General features: G+C 65.9%; 23 protein-coding genes. 17 read left to right on the top strand and 6 right to left on the bottom strand.

Annotated elements, in window-relative coordinates; all coding sequences use genetic code 11:
* Positions 1 to 7: 7 nt before the first annotated feature.
* From HUA74_RS35320 to HUA74_RS35305, 4 genes are read left to right on the top strand one after another with little or no spacing between them, the layout of a single operon-like run.
* Positions 8 to 451, top strand: a complete 444-nt coding sequence (locus HUA74_RS35320) for a hypothetical protein (protein WP_174458085.1) — start codon at positions 8 to 10, stop codon at positions 449 to 451.
* A 51-nt stretch (positions 452 to 502) separates the two neighbouring features.
* Positions 503 to 1,114: a hypothetical protein gene (locus tag HUA74_RS35315; RefSeq protein ID WP_254625391.1), complete on the top strand. Its 612-nt coding sequence runs from the start codon at positions 503 to 505 to the stop codon at positions 1,112 to 1,114.
* A complete protein-coding gene (locus tag HUA74_RS35310) occupies positions 1,114 to 1,437 on the top strand; it encodes a hypothetical protein (protein WP_174458083.1) in 324 nt (107 codons plus the stop codon). The genes HUA74_RS35315 and HUA74_RS35310 overlap by 1 nt, the downstream gene beginning before the upstream one ends.
* Entirely contained in the window at positions 1,434 to 1,859 is a 426-nt protein-coding gene (locus tag HUA74_RS35305) for a hypothetical protein (protein WP_174458082.1), read from the top strand. The genes HUA74_RS35310 and HUA74_RS35305 overlap by 4 nt, the downstream gene beginning before the upstream one ends.
* Here HUA74_RS35305 and HUA74_RS35300 read toward each other — a convergent pair whose 3' ends face one another.
* Complete coding sequence (locus tag HUA74_RS35300) at positions 1,860 to 2,747, bottom strand: DUF4145 domain-containing protein (RefSeq protein WP_174458081.1); 888 nt, start codon at positions 2,745 to 2,747, stop codon at positions 1,860 to 1,862. It lies immediately after the preceding gene.
* A 306-nt stretch (positions 2,748 to 3,053) separates the two neighbouring features.
* Here HUA74_RS35300 and HUA74_RS35295 point away from each other — a divergent pair, with 306 nt between their 5' ends.
* From HUA74_RS35295 to HUA74_RS35265, 7 genes are read left to right on the top strand one after another with little or no spacing between them, the layout of a single operon-like run.
* Positions 3,054 to 3,467 (top strand): hypothetical protein, encoded by a 414-nt coding sequence (locus HUA74_RS35295; RefSeq protein WP_174458080.1) that lies wholly within the window; start codon positions 3,054 to 3,056, stop codon positions 3,465 to 3,467.
* A gap of 13 nt (positions 3,468 to 3,480) precedes the next feature.
* Complete coding sequence (locus HUA74_RS35290; protein ID WP_141642214.1) at positions 3,481 to 3,906, top strand: phage tail tube protein; 426 nt, start codon at positions 3,481 to 3,483, stop codon at positions 3,904 to 3,906.
* Positions 3,907 to 3,940: 34 nt separating this feature from the next.
* Positions 3,941 to 4,324 (top strand): phage tail protein, encoded by a 384-nt coding sequence (locus HUA74_RS35285; protein WP_141642215.1) that lies wholly within the window; start codon positions 3,941 to 3,943, stop codon positions 4,322 to 4,324.
* A gap of 14 nt (positions 4,325 to 4,338) precedes the next feature.
* Complete coding sequence (locus tag HUA74_RS35280; RefSeq protein ID WP_174458079.1) at positions 4,339 to 4,521, top strand: hypothetical protein; 183 nt, start codon at positions 4,339 to 4,341, stop codon at positions 4,519 to 4,521.
* Between the two features lie 3 nt (positions 4,522 to 4,524).
* Positions 4,525 to 7,131, top strand: coding sequence for a hypothetical protein (locus tag HUA74_RS35275; RefSeq protein WP_174458078.1), 2,607 nt, complete (start codon positions 4,525 to 4,527; stop codon positions 7,129 to 7,131).
* Positions 7,132 to 7,142: 11 nt separating this feature from the next.
* Positions 7,143 to 7,979 (top strand): hypothetical protein, encoded by an 837-nt coding sequence (locus HUA74_RS35270; RefSeq protein ID WP_174458077.1) that lies wholly within the window; start codon positions 7,143 to 7,145, stop codon positions 7,977 to 7,979.
* Positions 7,980 to 7,982: 3 nt separating this feature from the next.
* On the top strand, positions 7,983 to 10,379 hold the full coding sequence (locus HUA74_RS35265; protein WP_174458076.1) for a fibronectin type III domain-containing protein: 2,397 nt from the start codon (positions 7,983 to 7,985) through the stop codon (positions 10,377 to 10,379).
* 74 nt (positions 10,380 to 10,453) lie between these two features.
* Here HUA74_RS35265 and HUA74_RS35260 read toward each other — a convergent pair whose 3' ends face one another.
* Positions 10,454 to 11,596, bottom strand: coding sequence for a Shedu anti-phage system protein SduA domain-containing protein (locus HUA74_RS35260; RefSeq protein ID WP_174458075.1), 1,143 nt, complete (start codon positions 11,594 to 11,596; stop codon positions 10,454 to 10,456).
* Between the two features lie 184 nt (positions 11,597 to 11,780).
* On the opposite strand from HUA74_RS35260, the gene HUA74_RS35255 reads away from it, so the two are divergent.
* The 3 genes from HUA74_RS35255 to HUA74_RS35245 all read left to right on the top strand — a co-directional run bounded on the left by HUA74_RS35255 (position 11,781) and on the right by HUA74_RS35245 (position 13,850).
* Entirely contained in the window at positions 11,781 to 12,287 is a 507-nt protein-coding gene (locus HUA74_RS35255; RefSeq protein WP_254625390.1) for a hypothetical protein, read from the top strand.
* Positions 12,284 to 12,583, top strand: coding sequence for a hypothetical protein (locus tag HUA74_RS35250; RefSeq protein WP_174458074.1), 300 nt, complete (start codon positions 12,284 to 12,286; stop codon positions 12,581 to 12,583). The genes HUA74_RS35255 and HUA74_RS35250 overlap by 4 nt, the downstream gene beginning before the upstream one ends.
* 103 nt (positions 12,584 to 12,686) lie before the next feature.
* The gene (locus HUA74_RS35245) at positions 12,687 to 13,850 is read left to right on the top strand and encodes a serine/threonine-protein kinase (protein ID WP_174458073.1); all 1,164 of its coding nucleotides are present in this window, start codon (positions 12,687 to 12,689) and stop codon (positions 13,848 to 13,850) included.
* Here the strand turns inward: HUA74_RS35245 and HUA74_RS35240 are convergent.
* The gene (locus tag HUA74_RS35240; RefSeq protein ID WP_174458072.1) at positions 13,847 to 14,206 is read right to left on the bottom strand and encodes a helix-turn-helix domain-containing protein; all 360 of its coding nucleotides are present in this window, start codon (positions 14,204 to 14,206) and stop codon (positions 13,847 to 13,849) included. The two genes, HUA74_RS35245 and HUA74_RS35240, sit on opposite strands and share 4 nt — an antisense overlap.
* On the bottom strand, positions 14,199 to 14,567 hold the full coding sequence (locus HUA74_RS35235; RefSeq protein WP_174458071.1) for a helix-turn-helix domain-containing protein: 369 nt from the start codon (positions 14,565 to 14,567) through the stop codon (positions 14,199 to 14,201). Before HUA74_RS35235 ends, HUA74_RS35240 begins: the two co-directional genes overlap by 8 nt.
* Positions 14,568 to 14,766: 199 nt before the next feature.
* Here HUA74_RS35235 and HUA74_RS35230 point away from each other — a divergent pair, with 199 nt between their 5' ends.
* The 3 genes from HUA74_RS35230 to HUA74_RS35220 all read left to right on the top strand — a co-directional run bounded on the left by HUA74_RS35230 (position 14,767) and on the right by HUA74_RS35220 (position 18,760).
* On the top strand, positions 14,767 to 16,590 hold the full coding sequence (locus HUA74_RS35230; RefSeq protein ID WP_174458070.1) for a serine/threonine-protein kinase: 1,824 nt from the start codon (positions 14,767 to 14,769) through the stop codon (positions 16,588 to 16,590).
* Between the two features lie 39 nt (positions 16,591 to 16,629).
* The gene (locus HUA74_RS35225) at positions 16,630 to 17,541 is read left to right on the top strand and encodes a DUF2381 family protein (RefSeq protein ID WP_174458069.1); all 912 of its coding nucleotides are present in this window, start codon (positions 16,630 to 16,632) and stop codon (positions 17,539 to 17,541) included.
* A gap of 709 nt (positions 17,542 to 18,250) precedes the next feature.
* Entirely contained in the window at positions 18,251 to 18,760 is a 510-nt protein-coding gene (locus HUA74_RS35220) for a hypothetical protein (RefSeq protein ID WP_174458068.1), read from the top strand.
* A gap of 64 nt (positions 18,761 to 18,824) precedes the next feature.
* Here HUA74_RS35220 and HUA74_RS35215 read toward each other — a convergent pair whose 3' ends face one another.
* Both HUA74_RS35215 and HUA74_RS35210 read right to left on the bottom strand, forming a co-directional pair.
* Entirely contained in the window at positions 18,825 to 20,069 is a 1,245-nt protein-coding gene (locus HUA74_RS35215; RefSeq protein ID WP_174458067.1) for a polysaccharide deacetylase family protein, read from the bottom strand.
* A 447-nt stretch (positions 20,070 to 20,516) separates the two neighbouring features.
* Positions 20,517 to 20,705, bottom strand: a complete 189-nt coding sequence (locus HUA74_RS35210) for a hypothetical protein (RefSeq protein WP_174458066.1) — start codon at positions 20,703 to 20,705, stop codon at positions 20,517 to 20,519.
* Positions 20,706 to 20,957: the final 252 nt, after the last annotated feature.

Raw genomic sequence — 20,957 nt, 5'->3', positions numbered from 1 at the left:
ACACGACATGCACGCGAACACGCAGGACTTCCAAGTCTTCTACAAGGCCGTCGGGGTGGCGGGTGGAGCGCTCACGGCCGGCGGGACGGGCGATGCCGCCGAGGTGACGAGCGGTGCCGTGGACCGCAACGGGTTCGACTCTGCGCAGCTCCTATTCACGGGGAACACCAGCTGCGCGGCGGGCCAGACGCTCAAGGCGACGGTGAAGCTGGCCGAATCCGAGGACGGGGTGACGTTCGGCGCGGATGACACGCTGGCCAATGCCGTGACGGTGGTGGCCGGTGGCGCCGCGCCTCAAGCCTTCTGCCTCCGGGTGGACCTGCGCGTCGCCAACCGCAAGCGCTTCGTGCGGCTGAAGGTGACGCCGGACCTGTCGGCGGCGGCCACGGACACGGCGCAGTGGGGCGCAGCTCTCGTCCTCGGGGGCGCCGACGAGTTCCCGGTGCGGTGAGCCATGTCCTCCAGTGCTGACCTTTGCCTTGCCTCCACTGTGGCGGATGACTTGGGCATCCCCGTGTCTCCGCGCGTGGAAGTGCTCGTCACGGCGGCAAGCCGCGCCGTGGCGGGCTATTGCGGCCGGGTGTTCGAGCGGGGCCTCGGCCTCGTGGAGTACCCGGCAGGCTACGGGCGCCCGCTGCTACTTCTGGAGCGTCCTCCGGTCCTGGCCATCTCCGGAGTCTGGGAGGGTGGCAACCAGGTCTCCGCCGACGAATACGAGATTGCCGGAGGATTGGCCGAGGCCGGCATGTTGAGGCGCAGGCGGGGCGTGTGGCGCGCGACAGTGCGCTCGGGGGGCGGCGTGTCGGGAACGCTCGGGGACTTCGAGGGCAGCGAGGACGGGCTCCGCGTCGTCTATGACGGGGGCTATGTCACCCCAGGACAGTGGACGCTCGACGGTGCCCTGGTGGTGACGCTTCCCGAGGATGTGCAGGAGGCCGCCGTCCTCACGGCCGTTCAGCTCTACCGTTCGCGAGGTGTCGACGCCATGGTGGCCAGTGAGTCCATTGGCGACTGGAGCGTCAGTTACTTCGCCGCGAAGGCCGAGGGGAAGAGTCCCATTCCTGGCGCGGCTAGGGCCTTGCTCGCGCCCTACGTCCTGTATCGGGTGAGCTGATGGCGTCTCCTTCGGACAGGTTCCGGCAGGTCATCTCCTACGCGCTGGTGTTGGGGCGGGATGCTCACGGCAAGCCCACGTTGGGGCCGGTGGCCTCGGCGCGTGCTCGCGTCCAGCCGAGCCGAAAGCTCATCCGCGACGCGGGCGGCAACGAGCACCTTGCTTCGCACGTCATCTACACGGATGCGGCGCTGACCCTGCTCCACCGTCTCTGGCTGCCGGGAGAGGACGTGTCCGATTTCAATCGAGCTCAGCGGCCCGTGGCGGTGGATGAGTTAGTGGATGGTACGGGCGTGGTGCGCTTTTGCAAGGTGTGGCTGTGACGCGCGATATCGCGGCGGAACTGGCGGCGGTGCTGGAATCGGCGGGCCTAGGTCTGGTGCGTCCTCCAGTTCCAGAGGCCAATCTTTTTGTCTCTCCGATGCCCGAAGCGGATGATGGTGTGCCGGACAGAGCTGTGGCGTTAGTTGTGACGGGAGGCGCGGGACCTCTGCTGTACCTGGGCATTAACCGGGCGACGTATTTGTCTGCGGGATGTCAGGTGCGCATCCGCTCATCCCGAGATGACTTCCAGGGAGGTCAGGCATTGGCACTGGAAGTTCTTGGTCTGTTTCAGCAGACTCCAAATGTGGTGGGCACTAGCTTACGCACTGAGGAGGGCGCCCCCGTGTATCTGGGGGCCGATCAGGCATGTCGATACCTCTGGATCTTGAACCTGAGACTTGGGTATGCGTGGGTGCGCTGACTATTTCTTGATGTAGAGCTGAACCGCGTGTTTTCTGTCATCAAACTTCTTGAGGCTTCCCAGGGATAGCGCTGGGTGGGTGCCTGATTTTATCTCGGCAATGAGTTGTTTCTCCATGTCCGGAAGCGAATTGACGAACCTCCGAATGGTCTTGCCGAGAATCTGAGATAGGGACTTCTCTTCTCCTCCGGCGAGGGGTTTTAGGCCCTTCGAGAGCACAGTCTTGAAGTCATCGTACTGGTCGATTACTGTTTCGAGACTGAGTTGTGCCTCTGAGTCGAGTGTGTATATGTTTTCGATGAGGTGTTCTGTGATTTTGAGAACGGTGGTTATCGACTCTTGAGATGGTCTCTTGATGTCGTGGGCCGCGTCGTTTCCCAGGAATCTGATGGAGTGAAGGCGTTTTTCTTCAAGCTTTGAGATCATCCCTTTCTGTGCGAGGGCAGATATTTTCTTTTGCAAATCTTTGCCTGGAATTCCTTTGTCGTTGCAGATGGCTTCGATGACGGCGCGAAAGCCAATTCCCGCGAGTGTTAGCGCCCCTTCCTTGGTGGCATTGATGGTTTCGGTGAAGATTGCCCTCACTACTTCTGGGACTGGACTGAATTCGTGAAGAGCCAGTCTGCTCTTCAGGAAGCTGGGGTATGTGTTTGTGCTGATTGATGGTGAGACTGTGCCGTCTTCGTTGTCGACGGGTGAGCCATAGTCTTCATAGTGTCTTCTGAATGAGAAGGTGTCGCAGCCTAGGCACTGGACTATTTGATAGTGCATGTAGTCTGGGTAATCGTCTGGGCCTTCGACTCCATGGGTTTCGTTGTGTAGTATTTTGTGGTTTGTTTTCCTTTCGCACGCATTGCAGGGATTGCTGATTGTTTCTTCGGTCGGCATGGGAGTTGTCGAGTCGTGGTTGATGTGCGAGTGCGAGTGCGAGTGCGAGTGCGAGTGCGAGTGCGAGTGCGAGTGCGAGTGCGAGTGCGAGTGCGAGTGCGAGTGCGAGTGCGAGTGCGAGTGCGAGTGCGAGTGCGAGTGCGGATGCTGGTGCTAGCCTTGTGTTGTGTCAAGGGCTGGTGGCCGACCCGTGGGTAGGGTGTAGTTGACCCGGTGAGATGTCTCGCATGAGACCGCTTCGCTTTGTGTAGGTCCGCTGAATAGCGCGACCATCTGCGGAAAGCGTCCCCATAAAGAAGTAGTGGGATGCCCGTCCGAGTCAAAATCGATGCTGTGAAGCTGGAGCGCCTGCGCCGCTCTCCTGCCGATGTGCTGCGCGCGTTGGACGTGCCGTGCCGGGACATCGCGCGGCTCGCCCTCGACTACTCCCTGTTCCTGGTGCCGGTGGGTAGGGACGGGACGGACGGCCACCTGCGCGACACGGCCTTCCTCGACGGTCCTCGGTACAACCTCGGGCCGCCCCTCTCCACCACGTGGTCGGCGGGCTACTCGCACCCGTCCGCCGGCCCCATTCACGAGGGCTGGCACTGGGGCGCGCCCATCTTCAACCCGCCGTCCCACTTCCTCCGCAAATCGTTCCGACGAGCCAGAGGCAGCGCGCGCCGCCGCGTCGCCGCCGTCCTCCAGGACTTCCTCGCTCGTCGTTTCCCCTCTCACTGAAGGAGACACACCCATGGCCCAGCCCCGAGAGGCTTTCTTCGACAAGCTCTACATCCGCGCTACGGAGACAGCGCCCACCGAGGTTGATGCGCTGGACGGCGTCACCGAGGCGCCTGTCAACCGCGCGAAGGACACCGTCGACACCAACTACTTCGGGGGTGACGGATACAAGCGCAGCAAGGGCACCCTCAAGTCCTTCACCATCCCTCTGTCCGGCCACGTCCTCCAGGGCAGCGCGCCTCAGAAGGTGTTGCGCGACGCCTTCGAGTCAGACGCCACGGTGTTCTTCACCATCATCGAGGACGAGACGGCACCCGTGGGAAGCCAGGGCTACCGCTACCCGGTGACGGTGACGTCCTACGAGGAAGGACGCACCTCCACGGACGTCGTCACCTTCTCAGTCACTCTCAACGGCCAGGGCGCTCCTGTTGCCGTGTAGCTGGCCACTGCCTTCCACCTTCGAGGAGACACCCATGTCCGCACCCGCCATGCACCGCAAGCCCCTGGGCACCCGCCGAGCCCTCCACAAGCGCGTCGCCCTCGACGGCGCCGACTACGACATCTGCCGCCCCACGCTGGGCGAGAAGATGGACGTGCTGTCCGCGTCGCGCGACGCCAAGGAGATGGGCGACAACCGCCATCCCGTGGACGAGGCGGCGGGGATGATGATGATGGCTCGCATTGCCGTCGCCTGCCTGTACTTCCCGGGCACCGCGACGCGCGTCTTCACCGAGGCCGACGTGGCTGCGGTGAAGAACGAGCCCTGGCTGGAGGAAGTGCAAGGCGAGCTGGCCTCGGCCTTCGCGGGCCCGACGCTGGAGAGCGCGAAGGGAAACTCCGAGACCACCCCGAGCTGAAGGCCCTGCATGGGGTGGTGAAGCTGACGGGCCAGTCTCCGGATGCGGTGCGCGGGTGGGCCTGGGAGGACGTCGTCCACCTGCTCGCCTACTGCGACTTGGAGGCCGACGAGCTGCGCGCGGGACGTCCCCAGGCGGGGCCCGGGAGCGGCGGCCATGAGGTGACAACGGTTTTCCGGAAGCGTCCGAAGAGGTGAGGCATGTCAGGCGGCGGGCTGAAGGTTGGGGGACTCTACGTGTCGGTCTCCGCCGCCATTGGCGAGGCCATGGCCAACCTCGCCAAGCTGGTGAAGGGCGTGGAGAAGGCCGCCAAGGAAGTGAAAGAGAAGGCGGGGGACCTCGGGGACATTGGCGCGGTGGTGGCGGCGGGACTCGCGGGCGCGGTGGCTGCCGCGTCCCAGTCCAACGCGGCCATGTCCCAGGAGGTGGAGCGGATTACCTCGCTGCTCTACACCCTGGCTGCTGACATTGGCGACGCACTGATGCCGGTGGCGAAGCAGGTGGCGGACGGGATGGAGAAGGTAGTGGCCAGCTTCCAGTCCCTCTCGCCCGAGGTGAAGGCCAGCGCCCTCGACATGGCTGTCTGGGTGGCGGGGACGGGACTCGCCTTGGGCGCGCTGGGGAAGATGGCGGGCATTGTCGAGGCCGTGGCCGCCGGGACGGGCCTCTTGCTGTCGGCCTTCAATGCGTTGAACAAGTCCACGGCGCTGGCCTCGCTCGCGGGCAGCATGGACAAAGTGACGCAGTCCATGGGCGGCATGGTGGCCACCGCGCCCTCGGTGAAAGGCAGCCTCTCACGGCTGGCCCTCTCTTTCGGAACGCTGCTGGTGCCGCTCGCCGCCGTGGCCGCTGCGTTGGCGGGAGTGGTGTTGCTCGCGGGCGCCGTCTACGCGGCCTGGGAGGACTCCAGCACGGGCCTCGCTGACTTCTTCCGGGGCCTGGGCGAGAAGCTGGGGCAGTTGGCCGCGCGGATTGCGGACGCCTACGCACGTGCCTTCGCGGCGCTCGGGGACTTCCTCGGACGTGCCGCCGCTTCCATGCTGGAGCGCGTGGCGGTCATGGTGCGCGGCGTCTCGCGCCTGCTGGAGCCGGTGGCGAGGGCGGCGGGCTTCTCCCAACTGGCGGACACCTTCGCGGCTGTCTCCACCCTCACCGGCCAGCAGCTCCTCGACACGTTGGGGCAAGGCGCCCAGCTGCTCTGGACGGGGGCGAGGGAGACGGCGGAAGCCGTGGGCTCGGCGGTGGCGGGGGCTGGGCGCACGTTGGCCGAGGGTGCCGCCTACGGCCTGAACTCCAGCGCGGCTGGGGCCAAGCGCCTCGGCGCCGACGTCGCCCGCGCGCTCAACCTGGAGCACTTCACCGAGGCGATTCAAGCCCTCGTCGCGCAGCTGACGGGCGTTACGTCTTCAGCCGGCAAGGCCCGCATCCGTCACCCCACGGACAAGGCCGCCCTGGAGTCCTCGGCGCGAGAAGAGGCCGCACGGGCGCGAGAGCTGGCGAAGCTCCAGGAGCATGCCGCCGAGGAGTCGCACCGCGAATTCGTTGCCAGCGTCCGCGCCGAGGAAGCCGCCGGGGCTGCCGCGTTCCGAGAGGTGCGCCGCGAGGCCGAGTCCCTGGCCGCCGCCGCCGAGGCCGCCATGCAGAGCGCCCGAGAGGGCCTTCTGAATCGCCTCATTGGCGGACTGGGCGCCCTGGGGGACCTCATCAACGCGGGCCTGCAAGGGCTCCAGGCGGGGGGCGTGTATGGCGCCATCATCGCCGTGGTGTCGGAGCTGCTCATGCAGTCCGAGGGCTTCAAGGGCGTCATCGAAGCCACCAACGGAATCATTCAGCAGGTGGCCGATGCGCTGGGGACGCTCCTGGAGCCGCTCCAGCCCTTGCTGGGCGCCATCTCCCTTGTCGTCGACGGCTTCTTCTCCGCGTTGACGCCCGTCTTCGAGATGCTGGGGAACGCGATTCGGCCTCTCGCGCCGCTGCTCGTCGTCGTCGGGCAGTTGTTGGAGGGCCTCGCGCCGCTCTTCGAGCAGATGGGCAAGTTCTTCATCATGTTGATGGACCCGCTAGGCCAACTGGTGGGGCCCGTGCTGAAGGCCCTCTTCGGCGTGCTCAAGTTCGTGGCGACCGTGATTTTGGCCGTGGCGCGGGCCATTGGCTGGGTGTGGAACCTCATCGTCGGCGCAGTCCAGAAAGTCATCCACGCGTTGAGCAGCCTCATTTCCTGGACGGGCTTTGACGGCCTGGCGCGCTTCGCTCGCAGCCTCGACGGGTTGAAGGTGGACACGGACGCCATGCGTGCCTCACAGGACGCCCTGGAGGGGACGACGTGGGAGTCGGCCATGGCGCGGGCCGAGGAGACGGCACGGGTGCGCGAGCACACGCAAGCGGTGTCGCGTGCCACCGAGGCGTTGACCAACGTCCCATCCGCATGGCGGCGCGCGCTTCGCACCTTCGAGTCGGAGGACGCGCAGGAAGGGCCGACGCGTCCGCCCACCCCGACGACGCCCACGTCTCCCTCGCCCGAGGATGCACCAGGGGATGGCGAGCATCCCGCGACACCCATTCAGGGCGGTGCGGCGCCGCAAATCCTGCCGGTGGTGCTGGAGCACTACGAGCGGATGCGGCGGTTGTTCGGCCTTGGCGTGGGCGCGACGTCCCAGTCCGCGCCCGTCACCTACAACATTGTCGGCTACGACATTGACGCCGCCATGGAACAGACGCGCCGCGATGAGGACTTGCGCCAGCAGCGCGCGGGCGTGCGCACCAGCGGCAGCCGCATCCGTCTGGCGTCTCGATTTTCTCCCGTCTGAGGACTTCCACCATGCCCGCGCTCGCCCTCTCTGGAATCCCCTTGCCGGTGCTCACCGAGCGGGGCCTCACGTACACGCCCACCCTGCTGGGGGAACACCGACGCACCTTCTCCGGGTGGCTTCGCACCAGCGAGCGGCGGGAAGTCCTCTCCTACGCGGGCAACACCGGGCCGCTCTCCCAGGAGGATGCCCGCGCATACCGGGGCCTGGTCAAAGGCGAGGGCGAAGTATGGAACTTCGAGGCGGGCATGCGGAGTAACTCGTTCCTCCTGCCGAGCGCCACCATGGGCACGGTGACGGCCGGTGTTGCGGGAGGGCGCTATGGCGCGTGCCTGCGTATGGCGGCCAACTCCAGCGTTACGTTCCTGCCAGACATGGAGGCGAAGTGGACGGTGGCCTACTGGTGGAAGCTGGAGGGGCAAGCGACGTGGACGCACTTCATCCACCGCTCCGGACACTTCATCTCCAGTGGCGGGCTCGTCGACAACACCACGCCCAATAGCGGCGCGCTTGTCATGGACGGGGCGGGAGCGCTTGTCGGTGGCGCGGTGTCTCTGCAAATCCTGGCGGGCTTTGGAGGTGGCATCAGCAACCCCACCAACGCGGCGTTGCTGGTGGATGACCTCGTCATCCTTCCGTGGGTGGCGCCTTCCGCGTGGGTGGCGCCCTGGTACGCGGCTGGCCAGCCCTTCGGAGCGCCGTACCCGTACCACGTGGCTTCCGGCTCGGCGCTGTACGAGCCGCGCGTGGTGCTGGGCAAGGTGGGGCAGGGCAGGGCGGTGGAGTGGTGGCAACGCGGCGCGCGCGTGCTGGGCCAGGAGTTCGACTACGAGTTGCAGGAGCGCTGACGCATGCGTCCTCTGTCTTCCTTCCAGGCGGCTCTCCTCACCAGTCCCACGGGCTACTCGACGCATCCGCGCGTCTGGGTCCGCGACGGGCAAGGTGTCTGGCTCAACCTGCAAACCCTCTTCGGCGTCGACTGGGTGCTGGGCGTGCGCATCAACGAGAAGCTGGACGCGCCCGTGGCCGAGGCCGAGGTGACCCTAGCGCGCGATGGGGCCGGTGGTGGGCGCATGTCCCTCTCGCCCCTGGTGATGCAGTCGCTTGCTAACACCACCCAAGGCAGCTTCGCGCCGCTGCTCGCGGAGGCTGCCTACTTCCGCATCGAACTGGGACTGGCGGCGCCGGGAGGCGTGCCGAGGGAGGATGACTACTTCGAGGTCTTCCGGGGCCGCATTGACGAGGTGGATACGGGGCCCGAGGAGCTGAAGGTGGTGGGGCGAGACTTGGGCGGGCTGCTCCAGGACACCGTCATCGAGGTTGAGCGTGAGTATGGCAACGACACCGTGGGCGTACCGGTACAGGCCATCATCCAGGCCATATGCAACGACAACGGGATGGCCAGCTTCGGCCTCTACGTGCCGGTGGACCCGCTCTCCCAACGGGGGAGGTACGCGCAGAAGGTGGAGCCTGTCCTCGAAGCGGTGCGCACCCTCGCGCAGCGAATCGGCTGGGACTGCCGCATGAAGTGGCGGGCGAGCACCGGGGCCTACGCGCTGACGCTCTACGCGCCGGACAGACTCCAGACAGCCGAGGAGTGGGCCTACGGCCCGGACGAGTATGGGGACCTCCCATCCGTGACGCGGCAGCTCGTGGACATGCGCACGGACGTCGAGGTGGTCTACAGCGACAGGGCGGACCTCGACGCGTCGGGAGTGCCGAAGCGCAAGAAGGTGACGGCCAGCAATCCCACGGCGCGGGCCCAGGTGGGGCGGCGATGGATGCAGGTGGCCGAGGATGCTTCCAGCAACATCAACACGGAGGCCGAGGCGCAGCGCCTCGCGGATGCGGCCGTGGCGGACCTCTCCGTCTCTCCTCTCACGGTGAGCATGACGGTGGACCCCCACCCGGGCATGGAACTGGGGGACCTGGTGCGCGTGGAGCCGGATGGCGTCCGCCTGGACACGGTGCATCGGCTCGCGGTGCAGGAGCTTGAGCTCGAATGCGCGACGGATGGCACCGCCCGCATGAAGCTGGTGCTGCGCGGGCAGCCCTCGACGTCGGTGCGTGAGTGGCTGGAGCGCGATGCGCGGCCCGGCATCGCCCCGAGCGCGCCGTTCACCGGCCCGGCGGCGCCCCAGCAGTTGAAGACGACGCCCATCGTCAAAGGCTTCACCGTGGCGTGGACGCCGGCCCCCTCTGGCCCCAAGTGGGACGAGTACGAACTGCACGTCTCGCGGGAGCCGGACTTCGTCCCTTCGGCGGACACGTTCCAGGAGCGCGCGCGGACGACGTCCTTCCAGTTGTCCAACTTGAAGCCGGGCGTGACGTACTTCTGCCGGGTGGTGGGGCGGGACGTGCGGGGCAACGTCGGTGCGCCCTCGGAGGCGGTGCCTGTCACCACGGCATACGTGACGCCCGCCACCTTGCTGCCCGGCGTGGCCTTCGGTGAGTCGCCTCCCAATCCGGACTTCGAGGCGTGGAGCGTGGAGTCCTCGCCGCCGGACGCATGGGCTATGGGCGCGGGCCTATGGGCGGGACATGCCCAGGTGACACAGGACGCCTTCACCGGACAGCGCGCGGTGAGACTGCTGGCGAGCGGGACGCGCCTCGACTCCCAGGCGATGATTGCCCGCCCCGGGGACAGGTACAGCGTGGACGCCCTGGCGAAGACAACGCAGCTCGGCACCGTGCTGGCCGTCCACCTCGTCTGGTACGATGGTGCCTTCAACGCGCTCTCCACGTCGAGTACCAGCCGCGCGTTGCCGGCTGGCGGGTGGCAGCGCCTCACGGGCTTCCATGCCGCTCCTGCCGGGACTCGCTACGTGCAGGTGCGTCTCTTCGTGCCCCTCACCACCGGGGAGCCTTGGGTCTACGTCGACTCCGTGCGCCTGGAGCGCGTGGGCGGCCTCGTCGAGCCGTGGGTGGGCATTCGCACGGACCAGCTGAATGACCTGGAGAACGGGTGGACGCCCTGGGACGCCGCTGCGTGGCCGCTGGGCTTCTACAAGAACAGCGACAACGAGGTGTCCATGCGCGGCGCCGTGCGCCCCGGGACGGTGGGCTACGTCACCGTCTACCGACTGCCGGTGGGCTACCGCCCCAGCAGTCCTCGCGTCCTCACGCTTCCCACGAGCAGCGGCTTGGGGCTTGGCCAGCTCAATGCGGATGGCACGTTGCAGGTGTACGCGGTGCCGGTGGGGGCTATCTGGGTGAGCTTGGACGGCGTGCGCTTCCGCGCAGAGTAGGAGGAATCCGTGATGGCTGCGGACGCTCTTCGCTATCGAGGCCAAGGTAAATTCTGCGCGATGTCCTCAAGGTCTCAAAAGGGAATGTCATCCGAGTCGGCGTTGCTTTGGTCGGAGTCAGTGAGCGCGGAAACAACCCTGCGGCCAATCCTGAGGAGCATGTCGAACGTGATTACTTCAATGCGGTGCAGGTGCCCATTGAGCCGCCGAAGTGCGTCGACTAGCTCAGGCCCCCCGTCTCGGCCTATGATGATTCTTGCTCGAACCTTGCGGACGTCTTCTTCGTCTCTCGCCTTGATGCCCAGGACATCGGCATCCATTTTCTCAATATCGCGCATCACCTGTGCGAGAGCAGCACTAAGTTCGTGGCGCGGAATCCATGAACCCTGGTGCGACCTGTCAGGGGAGAATAATGGCTTGCCTTCAAGCGGTGTCTTGATTTCAATGATCTCCAGGTAGTTGTCTACAGTGCGCCGCAGCATGAAGTCTTGTTGGTGGTCTCGCGTGAAGTTTCTGCGTGTGTGGTTTTCGCTGTATTCGGAGCCGAAGAGCCAAGGGTTGTCCTCTAGAAGGAGCTGGAATTCTGCCTCGCGAGCATTTGTTTCGATAAGCTGCTCCAGTTTCTTTAGTGCGGTCTCGAATCGTCCGATGTTGATGGCTGCTGCGGCTGTGCGAAGGCCTTTGGGGTTGGAGCGTGCAGCGTTTGTAAGCAGGCGAAGTGCTCGTGTGTCATTGTGCACGGCTTCAAGGAGTTCGATCATTAGTCCGGAACGGGCCTCCGATGTGAGAATGTCGAGGGCTCTGCGCACAGCGTTGGGGTCAACCTTGTTGTTGACGGGCGTGAGAAGGACCTTGCCAAGAACCTTCTCCCCACGCGCTTCTGAAAGCGCGTTCAAAAAAGTGACTAGACGAGTGATTTGCTCATCGTCGTCAAGGGTGATGGATTTTGCCTCGTCCTGAACCCAGGAGTCGCTCTTCTTCTCTAGTCGAAATGTTTCTATTTTGACGGCGATATGATGGTTTTCACCGGTTTTGTCGTTCTGGATCTCCCAGGCAATGGCCTTTTTTATTGAGCGCTTGCCGCTTTTAAGCACTGAGTTGGCGAGTTCCGTCTGCTGCATTCCTGCTAGGCCTGGCCTTGCTGAGGATGCAAGTTCGACCCGCTTGGCAATTACCGACTGGCCTGGTTCGGTGCCGGTGACCTCATTCTTCTTCATGCCCCCTCCAACGAAGTCCAGAGATCAAGTCAGAGTCACTCTAATCCGCCACCATACCACATGGTGAGTGCGGATCGCTTCTGTGCCTAATGGGTGGGCCAATGCCGGAAAGTGTCCCCATTGAAGAGAGGGAGGGCGGGAGCCGTGCGGCATGTCGCTGCGAGCCCCGCCCGAAAGGCTCACCATGCCCCGTCCCTCTTTGCTCCTGGCCGCTTCTCTCCTGCTCGCTTCTTCCGCCCTGGCCGCCGAGTCGCCCGGTGTCCCGGACCCGAGCCGCATCGAGGAGTTCGCGCGCCTCGTGTTCGACGCGGTGACTGCTCGCAACTGGGCCCTCGTCGCGTCCCTTGCGGTGGTGGCTGTCGTCTACGCGCTGCGCCGCTTCGGCGGTACGCTCTTCCCGTGGCTCGCGTCCTCGCGTGCCGGCGCGGTGCTGGCGCTGCTGGTGGCCGTGGCCGGTGCCGTGGCCAACGCGCTGGTGGCGGGGGAGTCCTTCACCTGGACGCTGCTGTTGAAGGCCCTGGGCATTGGCCTGGGGGCGGCGGGTGGCTTCTCCGTGCTGAAGGCGCTCCTCTTCGGTGACGAGGTGGTGCGCAAGGCCGAGGAGGCGGGAGAGCTGGCCGCCGGGGAGATTGCCGGCAAGGCGGCGGCGGTGGCCGTCCTGGAGCAGCTCCACAAGGGCCGCAAGCCGTGAGGCGGTTTGGCCTGGTGCTGGCCTTGGTGCTCGCGGGGCCGGTGCGTGCCGAGGACGCGGTGCTGGATGTCGCCCGTGCCACCGTGACGCTTCAGGACGGGCGCGCGGTAGAAGTCTCCGAGGGGTGTTGGCTGTCCGCGAAGCGGTGTGTCGACACGGCCCGGGAGGTGCGTCGCCTCCAGGTGGAGAAAGAGGAGCTGCGCCAGCATGCGGGAGGCGCGCCGCTGGTGAAGGTGCTCGTGGCGCTCGCCCTCGGGGCGGGCCTGGGATTCACCGTGGCGCAGCTCGTCCGTTGAAGGTAGGAATCTAAAAAGTCCCGTAAGCGTGGACTTTTAAGGTGATTCCCGCAAAGAATCCTCGGGAGCGTCAGTGCATTGCCCCTCTTGCTCCCGAGGACTCATGCCTCCCTCCAAAGCCAGTGGCCGTACCCTCCCCAAGTCACGTCGCACGTCCTATCCCCCGACTCCGCACGCGCCCCAGCCCCTCTTCAAAGTGGGAGGCGTCCGGTATGAGGCCTTCCGCGAGCTGGAACACACGCAGTCTGGGGAGACGCTGCTGCTGGCCCACCGCTACGCGCAGGAGGAGACTCTTCCGGGCCTCTGCCTTGTGCGGCGTTTGCCGAGCCCTCCGACGTACACGGAGCGAAAGCGGCTCTCGGATGAGATTCAACTGGCCTTCCGCCTCAACCATCCCGGCATTGCCCAGGTGTTCCACCTGAAGATTCACGAGGACGCACCCCACGTCGTCATGGAGTTCGTGGATGGCCCTTCGCTGGAAACGTTGGTGAACGCGGGGGTGTTGCGTGGCAAGCCTGTCTCGGAAGACTTCGCCCTCTACACGGGCGCCGAGTTGGCGGAAGCCCTGCACTACGCCCACGCGTTGAAGGGGGAGGATGGCAAGCCGCTGGGCATCATCCACCGCGACGTCAATCCCCGGCATGTCTTCGTGGGTGCCCACGGGGAAGTGAAGCTGGCCAACTTCGGCGCGTCCTATTCGTTGCTGGTGGGGCGCACCGAGTCGCCCGCCAGTCTGGTGAAGGGGGACGTCGCCTATGCCTCGCCCGAGTACCTGGAGCGAGCCTCTCTGTCCCCGCGCTCCGACGTCTTCAGCCTGGGCGTGCTGCTCGTGGAGCTGCTGACGGGCACGCACCTCTTCGACGTGGAGGACGTGCCGCCACCGCCCAAGGGCATGCGCCAGCTCGTTCCCGAGTACCTTCCTTCACTGCCCCTGACGCAGATGCGGACGCTGCTCGCCAGCTTCGGACCGGAGGACGTCGAGCGCTCGGTGAAGAGTCTGGCGCCAGACGTGAAGGCGATTCTGCACACCGCCCTGCGTGTTGCCCCCGAGGAGCGCTTCGCCACGGCGGCGGACATGCGCGATGTGCTGCGTGCGGCCTTGGCCAAGCGGCACCCGGGTTATGGACGCCAGGACGCACTGGAGGAGGTGCGCCGCGTCGTCGCGGAGGGCGGCGGCCAGCGCGAGATGGTGGAGTTCGGTGAGGTCGGCCTCTACCCCGAGGGGCTGGAGGAACACGAGCTGCGCGCGCTCACGAAGAAGGGCTAGCGAGACAGGGCGGTGGCCACGTGAACGAGGGCGTCGAGCTTCTCCTCGTCCAGCTTCCTCGCCAGGGAGAGAAGGCGGCGCAGCTCGGGTGTCGCCTCCTCGCGGGGGGCTGCGCGCTGTGCCTTCTTTCCGGCTCCTGGTGGCGTCAGGCCCATCAGCACCTCGGGGGACACGTGCAACTCCGCGCAGAGTCGGAAGAGGGAGGGGACGCTGGGCAACATCTTCCCTCGCTCCAGGCGATTGTAGACGGCATGCACGAGCCCCACTCGCTCGGCCACCTCGGCCCGTGTCAGCCCCAGCTTCTCGCGCGCCTCGCGGGCCGCCGAGCCGATAGTTATCGCCAGTTCTTCATTCATGGGCCTTCACCGAGGGGGAGATGAGTTCGAGAATCGCTCTTACCCGAGCATCATCCAGTTGGCGCACGTAGAAGAAGAGTCGGCGCCGCGCTGGCGGGTCCTCCTCTGGAGGCAAGGCGGGCGAGTGCCCCATCAGCTCGTTGGGCGATGCGTCCAGCACTTCGCAAAGTCGGTGAAGTGTCGAAACGCTGGGCTGCATCTTCCCGCGCTCCAGGCGACTGTAGACGGCGTGGGCAATCCCGACATGCCGGGCCACTTCGGCCTGTGTCAATCCCAGCCGAGTACGAGCGGCGCGAGCGGCGCAACCGATGACGCTGGGGAGTGGTGAGGGAGTAGTGGGAAGGGGAGTGGCTGCCTTCATCCCTCCTGTGTAGCTGAAAGCGCCTCAGAATTGAATCCCTAGAGTTGGGCGATTGGCGTTGAACCTAGTACGTCCTGCCCTGCTCTGGGCTCGCGAGGATGGGCTCCACGTTGGGTGATGCGTCTGGTAGCGTGCGCCGCCCGCTGGGAGGCAAGCGAATGCAAGAGAGTGACGCCGTGAGAACCGGGAGAAGGACGCCATGAGGAAAGGGCCGTCCCTCGCGATGCTGGCGCCCGGCTCCCAGGTGGTGGGCTACACGGTGGAGCGGCCCCTGGGCAGTGGCGGCTTTGGCGCCGTGTACCTCGCGCGGTGCGACGGCCAGCCCGCCGCGTTGAAGCTCTTGGACCTGGCGCGGGTGGGGGAGCGGGTAGATCGCGAAGTCTCCATCCTGCTGAAGCTGAAGCACCCCAACGTGGTGGGCATTCTCGGCTTCGGGCTATGGCCTACGGCGTCACCGGAGTTCGCCTTCATCGCCATGGAGTACGTGGAGGGGCGCCAGCTCGATGCGTGGGCCAGTGAGGAGAACCCTTCCGCGCGTCAGGTGGCCCGGGTGGTGCTGGACGTGGCGCGAGCATTGGAGGCGTCCCATGGAGCGGGTGTCCTGCACCGTGACGTGAAGGAGGCCAACATCATGGTCCGCACCTCGGATGGCGCGGCCAAGCTGGTGGACTTCGGCATCGGGGACTACGAGGGCGCGCGGGAAATCACCTCGGGAATCCTCCCGCCCGGGACACCGCAGTATCGCTCCCCGGAGGCGAGGACGCACCTCCGGCAGAATAGACGCGGTCCCCGGGCCAGATATGAACCCACGCCCTCGGACGACCTGTGGACGTTGGGCCTCGTCCTCTACGGGCTGCTCACCGCGCAGGTTGCTTTCGAGGGACCGGAGGATGACCTTCGCGACGAAGCCGTCATCGCTGACGTACCGACGTCACCGCGCGAGGTGAACGAGCGCGTCCCCGTGGCGCTGAGTGACGTGTGCATGCGGCTGCTGGAGAAGACTCCCGCGACGCGAGTACCCAGCGCGCAGGCCCTTCGCGTGGCACTGGAGGAAGTGCTTCGCGAAGCGGACGCGGCGTGGGACGTGCCGCTTTGCGATTCCTACAGCGAAGCCCCGGCCACGACGGAGGGCAACCGGGACAGTCACGACAAGTGGCTGCACGCCCCCCGTCAACGGCCCCGGCGCGGCAAGCGTCCCCATGTAGTGAGACAAGAGGAGGTACGAGCACACGAGGAGAGTGCTCCCACGACGGAGCACGTGTCGCAGACAGTGCGTCCCGCTTGGGCCTGGGCAGCCGTGGCCTTGGCCGTGGTGCTCGTCGCGGTGGGGGCCCTGTGGAGCTGGCGGACGTCACGCGTAGAGGGGGCCTTACCGACCCGTCAGGAAGTAGCGCGCATTGGGAGTTCGTCTCAAGCTGCCCAGGCCGCAGCTCCCCCTATCGGAATGGAGGCCACCCCTGCGGTCGTCGCCGTTCCCGCGATGCTCCCCGAGGCCACAACTGTGAAGATGGAGAAGACCGAAACCCCGACGGCGCCGAAGTCCGTGCGGAAGGGCACGGGCATCATGAGCAGGGTCATTGCTGCTGCGGTGACCTGCTCGGCCCTGGGTTGCCCCGGCACACAGGTGCGTCCGCCACCTCCGCCTGCACCGTGCCCGTCAGGCGCAGTTGAAGCGATGGAGGCACTGGGTATCGAAACGGGCGATTTCCATGGCGCGCAGTTTCTCGTCGAAAGAACCCAAGTCATTGCCGTGACGGACGGAGCCACGGAACTCCGGTTGATCGGCAAGTGGAAGCGGATGCCATCTGGCACCATCTTCTCGGGAAGACTCACGGTGAGTGACCGCGTCTATGGTCGGTTCACGCGCGCGAGCATCGCTGGAGGTGAGAGCTTCCCGGTGTGCCTGGAGCTGAATGCCGAGGGGTTGGTGAAGGGCTTGGAGCGGAAGCCGGGCGATGACAGCCCCACGTCGGCCCGAGTCTTCTCGACAGGGGAAGTGCGAGCTGTGCGCGAGTTCGAGTGATGTGGTGTGAGCAGGTCAACGTGCGGGAGTCGCAGACGGATGCATGCATCATCATCAGCCATTCTCCTGGGGCTCTTGCTCGTTGCAGGCGCATCGACAGCGCAGGGAGCCACGGCCTCGGGTGGTGGGGCTCGGCGCATCGAACTGGAGCCGAATGCGCCCGGAGCGTTGGTTGAGGTGGCAGTAAGTCCAGGCCTGTCCACGGTTCTGCTCTTCGACTCTGACCTCGTGCAGGAAGCCACAGAGCTTGAGGGCCGGGACTTCTTCGCAGATGTAGATTCAGGGCGAAAGACGATGCGGTTGGTGCCCTCGGCGCGCGTGAGTCCGGGCGAGAAGTTCCGCATGGCGGTGAGGTTTCGCGACGGAGCGGCACCTGTCGGCGCTTCATTCCTGCTCGTGGTTCATCCCGCGCGTGCTGACGCACTCGTTGAGGTGTACCGGAACAAGAGAACGGTCGAGTCGTACCAGGAAGAAACGAGGGAGGCTCGGGCGGAGACCTTGCGCTGCCAGGAAGAGAATGCGCGTATCGTCTCTGAGCATGGATCTCCCGGGGGGCTGACGGGACTGCTCGCGGTGGGCAGTGTTGACGTCGGCGGTCTGGCCGGGAAGCGGGTGACCGAGTCGATTACCTCGGGTCCGAAGAACGCCTTCGACCCAACCAAGGTCCAGACCTACCGCTCGACGAATCGGGTAGCGCTGGAGGTTTGGTTGACGGCTCGGCGCAATGAATCGCCGTGGGTGGCGAGTGGCGCGGCACTTCGCAGTAGTACCGGGAGTGAAGTGAAGGTGCTGCGCGTATGGCAGGACGAGCCCGTCACGTTGGGAGTACAAGGGCGGGTGGTGGTTGAGGCTGAGGCCCCTGCCGATGCTGCCCGAGGGACGTTCTCCCTAAAGCTGTGGGAGAATGTCGGACCTCGTGCAGTGACTCTCGGTGGCGTGACGTTTCCGTAGGTGATGGCGGGCTCCGGTGGAGCTGGGCGCTATTGAAGTCGTTTCCGACCCAACCGTGGAAGGGTGGGAGACCCGGGGCACCCGCTACCCGGCTCCACAACGCGGGCAAGTTCGAGCGCTGAAAGGGGACATGCCCATTGCCCCCATATAGCCCCTCCCCGGGGGAATCTGGCGGAATGGGACGGTACGGGGAGGGATGGCGGAGGTCCAAAATCCCCAGGAAAATCGCGGGTCAAGGCGATCCTGCCTCGGAATTGGGCTGTCTCGTGCAGAGGGTTCGATTCCCTCCGCCTCCACAGTGAGAAGCCCAGCAATCCAGTACGGGTTGCTGGGCTTTTTCTTGGGCTGCGTGGCCGCCTGCTCCTCCTGGACGACCGCGAGCGGGACACCCTTCAAGGGAAGGTGGCTGCCGCAAGTCGTGCCAGCCGATGCGCCCCTTCTCGCGGCGGGTGCTCGGAGCGCGCGCTTGAGTGGCCGCTTCATCAGGCCAGCGGTACACGGCTGTCCGTCTTCCTCGCGGGGCGCGGAGACACCACACGGGTACTGATGTTTCTTGGGTGCGTATGGATGGAAGGTGGATTCACGCGCTCCTGTCAGTCCGCTGTCTCAATCCCGCGCGACTGCCTCGCAACAACAGCTTGGACCGCGGGAGCACGTGTGCGCCCCAGGCCAGACAGCGCGGCGGAAATGATTGGGATAGGCTGGGGCGATGGCCGTTCCCGCCCACTATCACGCCCGTGCCGCGTTGGAAGCGGACCTGCACGTTCAAGTCGAGGTCGACCGTGTCGTGCTGCCGTCTCCCACGCCGGGCGAGGCGGTGGTGGAAGGGCGGGTCGCGCGGGTGTTCCGTGGCGACCCCGCCTTGCTCTCCTCGCGCATCAGCTTCGAGGTGAGTTGCCTCAGGGACGGGGACCTGGTGCCGCCGAGCGGGATCGACTGGAAGCATGCCGATACCTTGGCGGAGGCGACCGTCATCGAGGTGTATCTCAACAGGTGGGAGGGTGGTTACGCGGTGGCTTTCAGTCAATCCTATCTGCTCGATGCCGTGACGGATGCGCCGCGATATCCCTTCACCGAGGAGGACGCGCGGGAGCCGGCAGTTCCTCCCATGAACTGGAGGGAGCGCCTGGAGTTGGTGGCTCTCGTTGGGGGGATGATCCTGTTTCTGGGCGGGGGGCTTGCCGGGTTCGTCTACGCCTTCCGGGCCTTGCTCCAGTAAACGCTGCCCCTCGTCCACACGCCCGGCGCTGTCTGACGCGATGCCGCTCCCTGTCCGTGGGGGCTCATGGGGACGCGCTCGCCTCCACGTCCGAGAGCGCGAAGTCATCCATGGTGAGCGTGCCGACCCGGTCGATGGACAATCCCACGCTGAGGGCCCGGGCCGCGGAAGGGGCGGGCGGTGTCGTCCACTCGGCGAAGGTGTAGCTGGTGCGCGCGGGCAGCAGGGGACCCTGGGCCCAGTATTCCCACGCACCCGCGCTGGTCCGGTAGTACGCCTTGAACCTGACCGACGTGGTGGCCTTGTACCAGGCGGAGATGCGGTAGTGATGCCCCGTCGCCGGAGTGGGCGTGCACGTGCTGTCGTCCTGCCGGGTGATGAGCTTGCGGTCGCCGCTGGAGATGGCGGTGATGCGCACCTGCTGGGCCCAGCTCCCCCCATGCGCGTCCGACGTCCGCGTCCATGTGAATGTGTTGGAGCCGAAGCCGCCGCGCTGCCAGCAGTCCGGTGTCCCGTCCCCGTTGAGGTCCGTTTCGAGCGACGGGTTCCGCAAGAGCTGCGTGGGCGGCCAGCTCACGGGCGGCTTCAGCACGCCGCCGATGACCGCGTCCATGGTGGCCACGGTGGTGCCCCGCGAGACGCGAGGGGCCAGCCAGTCCAGGAATGACGTCAGGAGGGTGGGCGAGATGGAGTAGGTCTGCGGTGGATTGCACGGCCCGCAGATGTGGTGGAAGACGATGGGCACCCAGCCGCCCCCCGACTCCTCCGCGCGCAGGACGTAGTTCTTCAGGTCCGTGAGCGTGGTGGTGGCTTGCACGGAGCCGTGGGTCCGGATGGCGTAGGGGTCCGCGGGTGGCACGGGCTCGGCGGCCGGGCTGCTGCCGCTCGAGGAGGTGCGCAGTCCGCCGCTTTCCCGTGCGGAGTTGCAATTGCAATCCATGACAATCTGTCGCGTGGTCGAGTCCTTGTCGCCGAAGGGGTAGGCGAACGAAGTGACGCGGAAGCCGGCGTTCAACAGGGCCACCCGGTCGTTGCAGATTTCCCGGCGCTGTTCATCGGCCGAAAGCTCGGTGAGGTGCGGGTGCGTCAGCGTGTGCCCGCCAATCTCGTGCCCGGCGTCCCGGAGTGCCTGCACCTGGGCGAGCGTGAGGCGGCCGGACAGTCCCATCCGGGTGCTGTGGACGTAGAAGGTGCCACGCATTCCACGGGCCTCCATGATGGCGGCCCCCGTGGTCTGGGTTGCCAGGCAGTCATCGAAGTTCAGCGAGACGATGACCTGACCGGGCAGAAGGGCTCGGGTTGTGCCCATGGTTTCCATGAAGGGTGCTGCTCCCGTGCGCGCGCAGCCGAGGATGGACATCCGCACCGTGCGCGCACGAGTCTTCGGCGCGAAGGCCTCCCTTGAAACCATGTGCACGGCCGTCGCCTCACGTGGGCCTGGTGGCCCGGAGGCCGAGGGAGGAGCGGCGTGCCGCGCTCTTCTGGTGACGGTCCGGAGCGCCGAGCCTCTGGCGGGGCGTTGGGGCGAGCTCGGCGGAGACTCCAGCGGGCTTCGCCTCAATTCAGGGAATCGGGCAGGTCGTCTTCGTCAAGCCAATCGCGACCAGGGTCCTGTTGTCAGGCATTCCGTAGATGGCGCCGTCCTTGGCACCCAGGATGGGGAAGGACAGGAGAGCGTTTCCCCATCGGTGGTTGTGTTGCAATCGAGGTCAGCCTGCTGCCCTGCGCGTGTTGCGATTCCATGTGCTTGTGTCGCTCAGGGCGCCAGGTCGGCTCCCGGGCGTGCGAGATAGGCTACCGCCTCCACTGCTCCAAGCTGGCCTGGAGGGCTCTTGAGCGCGGCCATGAAGGGGCCTTCCCACGCGTTCGTGTCATGGACGAGCCCCTCGCGAATGAAGTGCTGAAAGGTCTCCAGGCTGGGATGGGACATCTCGAGCCGGCACATGGAACCGCGGCACTCCATGGACACAAAGCGCGCCCCGTGGGGAAGCTGGGCACGAAGTCGCTCCGCGCGCCGCGTGGCCTCCTGACTCCAGGCCAGGTCCACCCTCTCGTTGAAGAATCGGGAATCCAGTCGTGCGACTGCCTCTTCTGGAGTCACCTCCTGGGGACGCACTGCCTCGCTCTCCGAATGGGTGTCTGTCTCGGACGGACTGATGGCTTCGGACTCTCGTACCGGAGCAGTGGGCGCAGCCCA

This window comes from Myxococcus sp. CA051A (assembly GCF_013336705.1).
In the GTDB taxonomy this organism is placed as follows: Bacteria; Myxococcota; Myxococcia; order Myxococcales; family Myxococcaceae; genus Myxococcus; species Myxococcus llanfairpwllgwyngyllgogerychwyrndrobwllllantysiliogogogochensis.
Note: the sequence above shows the minus strand (reverse complement) of the source record. Positions and strands in the feature narration are given on the sequence as shown.

Excerpts from the sequence above, each read along its gene's own strand:
- HUA74_RS35245 (WP_174458073.1), top strand. The coding sequence starts at position 12,687 with ATGCCTCCCTCCAAAGCCAGTGGCCGTACCCTCCCCAAGTCACGTCGC.
- HUA74_RS35215 (WP_174458067.1), bottom strand. The coding sequence starts at position 20,069 with ATGGGCACAACCCGAGCCCTTCTGCCCGGTCAGGTCATCGTCTCGCTG.
- HUA74_RS35220 (WP_174458068.1), top strand. The coding sequence starts at position 18,251 with ATGGCCGTTCCCGCCCACTATCACGCCCGTGCCGCGTTGGAAGCGGAC.
- HUA74_RS35225 (WP_174458069.1), top strand. The coding sequence starts at position 16,630 with ATGCATGCATCATCATCAGCCATTCTCCTGGGGCTCTTGCTCGTTGCA.
- HUA74_RS35260 (WP_174458075.1), bottom strand. The coding sequence starts at position 11,596 with ATGAAGAAGAATGAGGTCACCGGCACCGAACCAGGCCAGTCGGTAATT.
- HUA74_RS35310 (WP_174458083.1), top strand. The coding sequence starts at position 1,114 with ATGGCGTCTCCTTCGGACAGGTTCCGGCAGGTCATCTCCTACGCGCTG.
- HUA74_RS35210 (WP_174458066.1), bottom strand. The coding sequence starts at position 20,705 with ATGTGCCGGCTCGAGATGTCCCATCCCAGCCTGGAGACCTTTCAGCAC.
- HUA74_RS35255 (WP_254625390.1), top strand. The coding sequence starts at position 11,781 with ATGCCCCGTCCCTCTTTGCTCCTGGCCGCTTCTCTCCTGCTCGCTTCT.
- HUA74_RS35240 (WP_174458072.1), bottom strand. The coding sequence starts at position 14,206 with ATGAATGAAGAACTGGCGATAACTATCGGCTCGGCGGCCCGCGAGGCG.
- HUA74_RS35235 (WP_174458071.1), bottom strand. The coding sequence starts at position 14,567 with ATGAAGGCAGCCACTCCCCTTCCCACTACTCCCTCACCACTCCCCAGC.
- HUA74_RS35300 (WP_174458081.1), bottom strand. The coding sequence starts at position 2,747 with ATGCCGACCGAAGAAACAATCAGCAATCCCTGCAATGCGTGCGAAAGG.
- HUA74_RS35290 (WP_141642214.1), top strand. The coding sequence starts at position 3,481 with ATGGCCCAGCCCCGAGAGGCTTTCTTCGACAAGCTCTACATCCGCGCT.
- HUA74_RS35230 (WP_174458070.1), top strand. The coding sequence starts at position 14,767 with ATGAGGAAAGGGCCGTCCCTCGCGATGCTGGCGCCCGGCTCCCAGGTG.
- HUA74_RS35285 (WP_141642215.1), top strand. The coding sequence starts at position 3,941 with ATGTCCGCACCCGCCATGCACCGCAAGCCCCTGGGCACCCGCCGAGCC.
- HUA74_RS35320 (WP_174458085.1), top strand. The coding sequence starts at position 8 with ATGCACGCGAACACGCAGGACTTCCAAGTCTTCTACAAGGCCGTCGGG.
- HUA74_RS35265 (WP_174458076.1), top strand. The coding sequence starts at position 7,983 with ATGCGTCCTCTGTCTTCCTTCCAGGCGGCTCTCCTCACCAGTCCCACG.
- HUA74_RS35295 (WP_174458080.1), top strand. The coding sequence starts at position 3,054 with ATGCCCGTCCGAGTCAAAATCGATGCTGTGAAGCTGGAGCGCCTGCGC.
- HUA74_RS35275 (WP_174458078.1), top strand. The coding sequence starts at position 4,525 with ATGTCAGGCGGCGGGCTGAAGGTTGGGGGACTCTACGTGTCGGTCTCC.
- HUA74_RS35270 (WP_174458077.1), top strand. The coding sequence starts at position 7,143 with ATGCCCGCGCTCGCCCTCTCTGGAATCCCCTTGCCGGTGCTCACCGAG.